7 protein-coding genes are annotated in these 9,720 nt (G+C 48.6%); 1 reads left to right on the forward strand and 6 read right to left on the reverse strand.

What is annotated here, in order from left to right; all coding sequences use genetic code 11:
* Positions 1-1,466 (reverse strand): ATP-dependent Clp protease ATP-binding subunit (locus QVO97_RS02420; RefSeq protein ID WP_288188708.1); only part of this gene is annotated, 1,466 nt, incomplete at its 3' end.
* 507 nt (positions 1,467-1,973) lie between these two features.
* Between QVO97_RS02420 and QVO97_RS02425 the strand changes: the two genes are divergently transcribed.
* Positions 1,974-3,644 carry a hybrid sensor histidine kinase/response regulator gene (locus QVO97_RS02425; RefSeq protein ID WP_022358820.1) on the forward strand — a complete coding sequence of 557 codons (1,671 nt, stop codon included), beginning with the start codon at positions 1,974-1,976 and terminating at the stop codon, positions 3,642-3,644.
* 86 nt (positions 3,645-3,730) lie between these two features.
* Here the strand turns inward: QVO97_RS02425 and aroE are convergent, their stop codons facing one another.
* The 5 genes from aroE to QVO97_RS02450 form a co-directional block, all read right to left on the reverse strand.
* Positions 3,731-4,600: a shikimate dehydrogenase gene (aroE, locus tag QVO97_RS02430; protein ID WP_022358821.1), complete on the reverse strand. Its 870-nt coding sequence runs from the start codon at positions 4,598-4,600 to the stop codon at positions 3,731-3,733.
* Positions 4,601-4,648: 48 nt separating this feature from the next.
* Entirely contained in the window at positions 4,649-5,428 is a 780-nt protein-coding gene (locus tag QVO97_RS02435) for a shikimate kinase (protein ID WP_022358822.1), read from the reverse strand.
* Between the two features lie 145 nt (positions 5,429-5,573).
* Positions 5,574-6,461 (reverse strand): shikimate dehydrogenase, encoded by an 888-nt coding sequence (locus tag QVO97_RS02440; RefSeq protein ID WP_022358823.1) that lies wholly within the window; start codon positions 6,459-6,461, stop codon positions 5,574-5,576.
* Between the two features lie 99 nt (positions 6,462-6,560).
* The gene (locus QVO97_RS02445) at positions 6,561-8,582 is read right to left on the reverse strand and encodes an oxidoreductase (RefSeq protein ID WP_022358824.1); all 2,022 of its coding nucleotides are present in this window, start codon (positions 8,580-8,582) and stop codon (positions 6,561-6,563) included.
* A 72-nt stretch (positions 8,583-8,654) separates the two neighbouring features.
* The gene (locus QVO97_RS02450; protein WP_022358825.1) at positions 8,655-9,611 is read right to left on the reverse strand and encodes a LysR family transcriptional regulator; all 957 of its coding nucleotides are present in this window, start codon (positions 9,609-9,611) and stop codon (positions 8,655-8,657) included.
* Positions 9,612-9,720 lie beyond the last annotated feature (109 nt).

The following is a 9,720-nucleotide window of genomic DNA, read 5'->3' on the forward strand; positions in this document are numbered from 1 at the left end:
TGCGCTGCCTGAATCTCGCCATTTACATGTTCAATCTCTTCACGCAGCTTGGACAGCTTATCAACGGAAGATTTTTCATTCTCCCACTGGGCTTTCTGGGTCGAAAAGCTGCTCTTGAGTTCTGCCAGTTCTTTTTGCAGTTCTGCCAGGCGATCCTGACTTAAGTGGTCAGTCTCTTTCTTAAGCGCAGCCTCTTCAATCTGCAGCTGCATGATACGTCTCGACAGTTCATCCAGCTCCGCCGGCATTGAATCCATCTCGGTCTTGATCATCGCGCACGCTTCATCAACCAGGTCGATCGCCTTATCTGGAAGGAAACGATCCGTGATATAACGATCCGAGAGGATTGCCGCCGATACAAGCGCAGAGTCGGCAATCTTGACCCCGTGGTAAACCTCATATCTCTCTTTCAGACCACGCAGAATAGAAATCGTATCTTCCACGGTCGGCTCATCAACGTGAACCGGCTGGAAACGACGTTCCAGAGCTGCGTCTTTTTCGATGTATTTACGGTACTCATCCAGGGTCGTCGCACCGATACAGTGCAGTTCACCTCTCGCCAGCATAGGCTTCAGCATATTCCCGGCATCCATCGCGCCCTCGGATTTGCCCGCGCCGACGATCGTATGCAGCTCATCGATAAACAGAATAATCTGTCCCTCGCTCTTCTTGACCTCGTCAAGCACCGCTTTCAGTCTCTCTTCGAACTCGCCGCGGTACTTCGCGCCCGCCATCAGAGCGCCCATATCCAGGGCAAACAATTTCTTGTCCTTCAAGCCCTCCGGGACATCGCCGCGCACGATACGCTGTGCCAGTCCTTCGACAACGGCTGTCTTACCGACGCCAGGTTCACCTATCAGAACCGGGTTGTTTTTCGTCTTTCTGGAGAGAATCATAACCACGTTACGGATCTCACTGTCACGACCGATGACCGGATCGAGCTTCTGATCTCTCGCACGTTCCACCAGATCGTAACCGTATTTATTTAAAGTGTCATACGTTGCCTCCGGATTATCGCTGACGACACGCTGGTTGCCGCGCACGGTCGAAAGCGCCTGCAAAAAGCTCTCTTTCGTAATGCCGTAGAGACGGAACAGTTCCTTGACCGCCTTATTCGGCTGTTTTAACATCGCCAGAAATAAGTGCTCGACGGAAACATACTCGTCCCCCATCGCCTTGGCTTCGTCCTCCGCGTTCACCAGCACCTTGTTGGCATCGTTGGAGAAATACACCTGACCGCCGGATACCTTCGGCAGCTTTCCAATCGCCTGCTGCACCTCATCACGGAACTGGTCGCCCGAGATTCCCATCTTTGTTATTAATTTAAAAATCAAGCTGTCTTCCACAGTCAAAAGACTGTACAGCAAATGTTCCTGATCAATCTGCTGGTTTCCATATTCATACGCCAGCTTTTCCGTATTTTGAACGGCTTCCAGAGACTTCTGGGTAAATTTACTGATATTCATAAACCTGCCTCCTTTCGAACAATCTGTGAAAACCTTTTGGTCTTCTTTTGTTCTAGCAGTAATATAACACTTGTTGTTAGCACTGTCAAGAGTAGAGTGCTAATTTTTTATGAAGAATTTGTGAAAATTTTTTTTTAAAATTTTCATGTAAGCATATCTTTCTTGCCGATTTACCTGTTTTATGTTACATTTATTATCAACAACTCGATCTGTTTTTTAACTATAAACCCTGCATTTACATGAAAGTTGAATCTAACTTATGAACCATCCATCCAACGAAAATATCCCATCAAGAAGCTTTTCTTATCATGCCTTTAACTTTACCTTTTTGCTTCTTCTGGCAGTATTTTTCATTTCCTTATACACCGTTGACTGCTGAAAAGCAACAGCCGCATCACCCTGAGCGCCGCCGTAGAACGGAATATTTCCTGTTCGGACGCGGTTCACCGGGCGATATCGAGCCGGCTGACGCGGGCAGATTTTGAACAGATCAATACAAAATCCGATATGAACTCCGCGCAGTATCGAAGCCTGCAGTCTTATTTAAATGAGCTTCGCAGCCTCAATTCGACGCGCTACTTATACACTGCCAAGCGTGGACCGGGCGGAAAACCCATCTACCTGATCGATGGCCTGGATCTGGAAGCACCTGATTTTGCTTATCCGGGCACCTACCTGGAAGAGGAAATGGTTCCGTATCTGGAAGCTGCCCTCTCCGGCAAAACGATCCACTCACAAAAGATCATTGATACCACATGGGGGCATATTTTTACCGCCTGCTATCCGGTCATTGCCTCCGACGGAACCAATGACATTCTCGGTGCCCTCTGTATCGAGATTGATATGGAAGACACTTACCGATCGATTGAGGCGATCAACCGTTCCTCCTTTGGGATCGCCGCTGCCGCGAGCATGATAGCACTTCTGCTAATTGTTATTTCCTATTTTTATACAAAGAAACAGAAGTCCAGAGAACTCACCCAGCAGCAGCTTCTGGAACAGACCGCAAAAGCAGCAGAGGCAGCCAACAAGGCGAAATCGACCTTCCTGTTCAATATGTCACATGATATCCGGACACCGATGAATGCGATCCTCGGTTATGCAGAACTTGCCAGAAACCATCTGCAGGAACCGGAAAAAATCGGTGAATATATGGACAAGATCCATATTTCCGGTGAAAAGATGCTCTCTATCATCAACAATATTCTTCAGTTTTCACAGATTGAGAATAACCAGATACACATTGAAGAAACCTCCGTCCAGACTGAGAAAAGTTTTGATTCCTGTATCGTCATGGTTCAGACTGCCCTGGAAGAAAAACAGCAGCATTTTCATGTGACCAAGGACATTTCGTACCCATATATCTACATTGACATGACGTATATGTCCGAAATTATATTGAATATTTTGAGCAATGCAATCAAATATACCGCCAAGGGCGGGACGATCTCCTGTGCCCTCCGCCAGGAGCCTGGTGAAACGGACGGCTGGTGTATCACAGAAATCGCAATCACCGATACCGGCATCGGCATTTCCGAGGAATTCCAGTCGCATATTTTTGAATCATTTTCACGGGAGCGTTCTTCCACCGTCAGCGGCATTGAAGGCACCGGGCTTGGCATGGGAATCGTGAAAAATCTGGTGGATCTGATGCATGGAACGATCGAGGTAAAGAGCAAGCTCGGAGAAGGTTCAACGTTTACTGTCCGGATCCCATGCCGGATTTCCTCGCGGGAGGAAACAGAGCCTACCGCATTCGATGAAACAGCTGCCCAGACTCTATCCGGCTGCCGGATTCTTCTTGCGGAGGATAATGATCTGAACGCCGAAATTTCCATCGAACTTTTGACCCGCGAGGGGCTTTTGGTCGAACGGGCAAATGACGGGGTTGCCTGCCTGGAAATGCTGCAAAAAGCGCCGGAAGATTATTATGATTTGATTCTGATGGATATCCAGATGCCGATCATGGACGGCTACAAGGCAACGCGGGCGATCCGGCGGTTTTCGGATAAGAAGAAGGCTGGCATTCCGATCGTTGCGATGACAGCGAATGCATTTACAGAGGATAAAGAGCGGGCGCTGGAATCCGGAATGAATGATCATGTGGCGAAGCCGATTGATATGAAGGTGCTGATGAGTGTGCTGGAGGAGCAGATTTGTGGGCATAAAGGTTTATAAATGATGAAAAACGGCACACCGCATTCTCATCACTAAGTAACGAGAATGCGGTGTTAACGAGAATGCGGTGTGCCGTTCTTCAAATCCTATTTTGTAAAATATTTTTCTTTAATGATCTCCACCGGCATCTGCTGTCCTGTCCAGAGTTCAAAGGATGCAGCTCCCTGATAGAGAAGCATGTACATACCGTTGCTGGTCTTGCAGCCTGCCGCTCTTGCTTCGCGCAGTAAACGGGTCTCCTGAGGATTGTAGATGACATCGAATACGAACAGGTCTTTGTGGAACATCGTTGTATCAGTAATGATCGTGTTGTCTGTCTTCGGAGCCATACCGACGGAAGTACCATTTACCAGAATCGCGCTGTCTGCGATAGACTGGCGCAGGATCTCCGAATCGGAGTAATCATGCAGGGTTACCTTGCACCCTGTGCGCTCGTTCAGTTTCTTTACAATCTCCTCGGCTCTCGGATAGAACGCGTCCTTGACGTTAAATACGTTAATTTCTGCCACGCCATCTAAAGCTGCCTGTACAAGAATCGCGGTTGCGGCGCCGCCAGCGCCTAAAAGCGTCATTTTCTTGCCAATGATGTCTACACCATTTTCTGCAACTGCACGCATAAATCCGACGCCATCGGTCGTATAAGCAGTCAGAACACCGTCGTCGTTGACAATCGTATTGCAGGCGCCGGAAATCTCGGAAGCCGGTGAAACCTTGTCTGCCAGCTTGCACATGATATTTTTGCCCGGCATCGTGATATTCCAGCCGCGCGCGCCCATCGTCCGCAGTCCCTCAACCGCCTGCGGCATCTTCTCTTCCGGCACATCAAACGCCAGATATGTATAATCCAGACCCAACTGGCTGCACGCCTCGTTGTGCATCTCCGGCGAAACACTGTGTGCGACCGGGCTTCCCAGTAAACAAAGTAAACCTGTGTGTCCTGTGATATGATTCGACATCTTTTTTCCCCTTTCGTTTTCTCTGTCAGAACTTTCTGAGCAGTCACCTTATTTAAACTTCTTCACCTGTGCAATGATCTCCTCGCAGATCTCATTCGCTGATTTTCCATCGGTCGCGATCACAATATCCGCTGCCGCTTCATACGCCGGTCTGCGCTTCTCCATCAGTTCGGAAACATATTCCACTGTCTTATTATTTTCCAGAAGCGGACGGTCATGGTTCTCTTTGACACGCTCCAGAATCGTCTCCGGCTTCGCGGTCAGAAGTATAACCTTGCCGCTCTTTCGCATCTCCTGTACATTGACCTCCCGCATCGCCACACCGCCGCCGCAGGATACAATCTTATTTTTCTCTTTCCCTACTTCCTTCAGCAGGTTTGTCTCCTCGTTGCGGAAATATGCCTCGCCGTGCAGATCGAAGATCTCGGAAATGCTCATGTTGTTCTTTTTCGCGATCATTTCATCCATTTCCACCACATCCATCGCAAAGGTATTCTGCAGTGCATTCGAAACGGTACTCTTTCCGACTCCCATAAATCCGATCAAGAAAATATTGAATCCAAACAACTCATGGGACTGGATCCGTTTGCTCCGGTAGAGGACGCTGTCGTAAACTGCCATGATTGACTTTTTGTATTCATAATCATCCAGCTTCGCAAGCATCTTGCTCTTCTTGCGCTCTTCCTCCTCTGCCTGGTAAATCGGAAGTCCGTTTTTCTGTTTATAATTTGTAATCTCCTGGATAATCTGGCAGCGCATCCGCAGGGCATCGATCAGAATCTCGTCGCACATGTCCAAATCATTTCGCAGCTTCTTTAATTCATCCATCTGTCTCATCCTTCTTCACTTGTATTCATTCAAATCACTTTTGCACTTTACATTGAAAGTGTGTTTTATTATTATACCCGAATCAGGATATGAACGCAAGTGCTAATGCGGAATAGCAGGTATAACTGTAGGGGATATAGTTTAATTAGATTCCCAGCTTCTCCTTCATGTAATCCACCGGTGTTGATTTTCCTGTATACAGTTCAATCGCGATCAACGCCTGGAACAGCATCATGCTCATGCCGTTGTATACGCGGGTGCAGCCAGCTTCTTTGGCCTGCTTCATCATCACGGTCTCACGCGGTGCATATACCGTATCAGTTACGATCAGATCCTTGCGGAAATAGGACGGATCCGGAATATTGGACAGATCCTCCAGCGGGTGCATACCAACGCCGGTTGCATCACAGAAAATGTCTGCTTCGTGCATTTTCTCTTTTAAGAGTGCCAGATCGCCCAGGTCATGCATCTCGGCCTTGCAGTTAGAGTTCTTGTTGATGATATCAACGATCTCCTCGCCGCGTGCATAGAATTTATCTTTGATATTGAAGATATGCAGCTCTGCAATGCCGTCCAGTGCGCCGCGTACTGCGATAGCGGTTGCTGCACCGCCAGTACCGATGAGAACCATCTTCATTCCCTTGAAATCAATGCCTTCTTCCTTGATTCCCTGCCAGTAGCCCATACCGTCAGTGTTGTAACCCTTCAGGTATCCGGTTACATTGCCGTCTTTGTCACGGGTGTTGACTACAGTGTTGATCGCGCCGCACAGCTTTGCAGCCTCGTCTACCTCATCCAGATATTTATGAACGACGGTCTTGTTCGGCATGGAGATGTTGGAACCCAGCATCTTCAGCGCACGGATACTCTCAACCGCTGCTTCCAGGGTATCGTTGTCTACCTCGAACGCAAGCTGGATAACATCGTCGCCATTCTTGTCATAGGCAAGGTTGTGGGTGGTCGGAGACTGTGTATGACGGATCGGGTAAGCCATTAATCCTACTAATTCGGTATGTCCTGTAATGTTTGGCATGATAATTTCCTCTTTTCTTCTCTATTTTTTATAATCAAATAAAATGATATCATTCGTTCAGCGAACAGTCAGAATCTTTCAAATACGATATTCAATTTCTTACTCCAACGGTGCCAGCTCTAAAAATCCTCTCGCTTCCAGCACGTTCAGAATCGCACGTCCTTCCATCGTTCCCTCCATGATACGGCGGGCGCGGACAGAGTCTCCGATCGGGTAAATGAAGGTATCTGTGTTGTCAAATGCCTCTTCAAGCTGTGCCAGAATCGGATTGTTGGCGCGCATTCCCAGACAGTTGAAGCCGAGGTCAAAGTTCAGATCCTCGATCGTGCCATCCGGCAGCTTCACGGTAAATGCGTTTTCTTTGACTTCCTGCAGCGCAGTATTCACATACTCTTTCACACCATATTTGTCGTGTGTCTCACGCATGGAACATTTCGTGATCGGATCTGCCAGCATACCAATCTGCGGGAGCATATCCACGATGGTACACTCCGCGCCGCGCGGTGCGAAATACTCCACAACATCCAGACCAACGGAGCCGCCGCCGACTACAACCACTTTTTTGCCCTTGCAGAAATCATCCGGGTATTCTCCGGCTTTTACTTTCTGAATCATCTCGAAAATGGTATCGACATGACCGGCTGCGATGTTTTCCTTGAGTCCCTTGATCGGCGGAACGACTGGAACGGAACCGGTTGCGTTGACAATGATATCCGGCTTGAACTGTTTGATCTTGTCCACGGTTGCCTCGCAGTTCAGGAAAACATACAGGTTTTTCAGTCTCTTCGCACGTGCTTCCAGATATTTCGGGAAGTCTTTCATACGGTTCTTGCTTGGCAGGTCGGAGATGAAGGTGGAAAGTCCGCCTAATTTACCACTCTTTTCTAATAAGAATACGTTGCATCCAACCTCGGCTGCCGTGCAGGCTGCTTCCAGACCGGCTGTACCGCCGCCGACTACAACTACGTTGCAGTTTTTATTGACTTTCAGCTTCTTGTAGATATCGCCCTCCGGAACAGCCGGGTTGACGGTACAGCGGATCGGGCGGTTGACGCCGATTCGGTTGCCCGCACAGCCGACGTTACAGGAGATGCATTTACGAAGAATCTCTTCCTCACCGTTCTGCACCTTGCTGACCCAGTTCGGCTCTGCAATGAGTCCGCGTCCCATGCCGACAATATCGACATCGCCGCTCTCCAATACTTTCTCAACGACCTCCGGATCGCGGTAGTTGCCCGCATTGATAACCGGTTTACCAAATTTATCCTTCACGGCCCTTGCCATGTAGGAACGCCAGCCATCCGGCAGGAAGTTCGAGTCAATCTGATACTGTAAGGACGGGTTCAGACCGCAGGATACATCGTACATATCTACGTACTCATCCAGATATTCGAGGTATTCCAGTGTGTCTTCCAGCGTGTTGCCGCCCGGCACGCGCTCTTCCGCAGAGATACGAACGATGATCGGGAACCACGGACCTACATTTTTCCGCACCTCTTCCAGAACCATCTTCGGGAAACGGAGACGATTCTCGACAGAGCCGCCGAATTCATCGGTTCTTTTGTTGTAATACGGGGAAATAAACTGACTCATCAGATAAGAATGACCGCAGTGGATCTCAATCGCATCAAATCCGATCGCCTGTACACGTTTCGCCGCCTCGCCGTATTTTTTTACGGTCGTCAGGATCTCTTCCTTTGTCATCGGACGCGGAATCTCGCCGCCTGCCTTGGTCGGGATATTGGAGGAAGACACCGTCTCCATACCGGTTCTGGCAGAGGATGCAGAAGCACCCGCATGGTTGACCTGAATCGCTACCATCGCGCCATTCTTGTGAAGATTCTCGACTAACTGATAGTAACGCGGCATAAAGCTGTCGTGATCGATGCGGATCTGGCTTGTGCCATTGGAACCAACCGGATATTCAATATTGGCATTCTCCAGAATAATCAGACCAGTTCCTCCCTTGGCACGCAGGGAATAATAATTCATATGGCGGTTGCTCATCTCACCGCTCGTCTCGCCATAGTTAGTACCCATCGGCGTCATGGCAACACGGTTTTTGATTGTCATGCGCTTAATGGTAATCGGTTCAAAAATTTTCGGGTATTTGCTCTTCATGATGAAATTCTCCTTCTCCATTGCATGAGAGGCATCCCTGTGTTTGTGACACTTTTATCATAACCGTTTTGCTTAAAAATTAACAATATCTTTCAGGTAAATTTTCAATACGTTTTTGCTATCGGTTTCCCGTTCCGCCTGCAGACCGTCCTGACGCGCCTGCTGTTTCATATATTCAATAAAGCGTTCCACCGCCGGAAGCCGGTAGCGTTCTTTCATCCAGAACATAAAAATCTGGTGATAAATGTCCAAATTTTCAATCGGATGAATGCAAACTCCCGGAGCAAGCTCCAGAATGTCCGTGCGCGGCATCAGTGCGATGCCAAAACTCTCCCGCACCAGCGCGACGATCGAATATTCGTCCGGGCACTCCACGACAATGTCCGGCTGGATGTTGTATTTCGCATAGAGCGCGCGGGTGCGCGTCCCCATCCAGGAGTCCTTATCGTATCCAATTACCGGATACCGGTTCAGCTCCGCAAATGGAATTCTCTCCCGCTGCGCCAGCGGATGATCCTTCGGTGTGATGATAACAAGCTTCTGGTTCGCCACCGGAAAAAATTCCATGTCATCCTTTTCCAGACAGCCGCCAAAGCCTACATCTAATTCACCCGTTTTTACCTTTTTTGCAATCGCCGGTGTGTGATTCTGCCAGAAATTAAACACAACCTTTTGATTTTCCGGCTGTTCTAAAAAGAGCTTGACCCGGTGCGGGATATAGTGACCGGCCAGCGGAAACACGTAACCGATGTCGATCTTTCCCCCATCCATCGAAATCTCCCGCATTTTTCCGACCGCGATGTGGCAGTCTGTGAGAATCCGGTCCGCGTACTCCAAAAACATCCTCCCCGCCTTCGTCAGAGTCACCCCGCGCCCTTCTTTTTCAAAGAGCGTCACGCCCAGCTCATTTTCCAGTGATGCCATCGACCGGCTCAGGGATGGCTGTGATATATATAATTCTTCCGCCGCCTGATGATAATTTTCCAGATTCGCTATCTTCTGAAAATATAAAATCTGATTCAATGTCATTCCTAACGTCCCCCGTCTTTATGTATCTTCGTATTAACTCTTCGCAATATCAGCCGTAAATGCATCACACCAAACTTCCACTATTAATGTAATGGCTGCCGTAAACATG

Source organism: Clostridium sp. CAG:43, from assembly GCF_000434655.1.
Classification (GTDB): domain Bacteria; phylum Bacillota; class Clostridia; order Lachnospirales; family Lachnospiraceae; genus Otoolea; species Otoolea fessa.

Excerpts from the sequence above, each read along its gene's own strand:
- QVO97_RS02425 (WP_022358820.1), top strand. The coding sequence starts at position 1,974 with ATGAACTCCGCGCAGTATCGAAGCCTGCAGTCTTATTTAAATGAGCTT.
- aroE (WP_022358821.1), bottom strand. The coding sequence starts at position 4,600 with ATGTCGAATCATATCACAGGACACACAGGTTTACTTTGTTTACTGGGA.
- QVO97_RS02435 (WP_022358822.1), bottom strand. The coding sequence starts at position 5,428 with ATGGATGAATTAAAGAAGCTGCGAAATGATTTGGACATGTGCGACGAG.
- QVO97_RS02440 (WP_022358823.1), bottom strand. The coding sequence starts at position 6,461 with ATGCCAAACATTACAGGACATACCGAATTAGTAGGATTAATGGCTTAC.
- QVO97_RS02445 (WP_022358824.1), bottom strand. The coding sequence starts at position 8,582 with ATGAAGAGCAAATACCCGAAAATTTTTGAACCGATTACCATTAAGCGC.
- QVO97_RS02450 (WP_022358825.1), bottom strand. The coding sequence starts at position 9,611 with ATGACATTGAATCAGATTTTATATTTTCAGAAGATAGCGAATCTGGAA.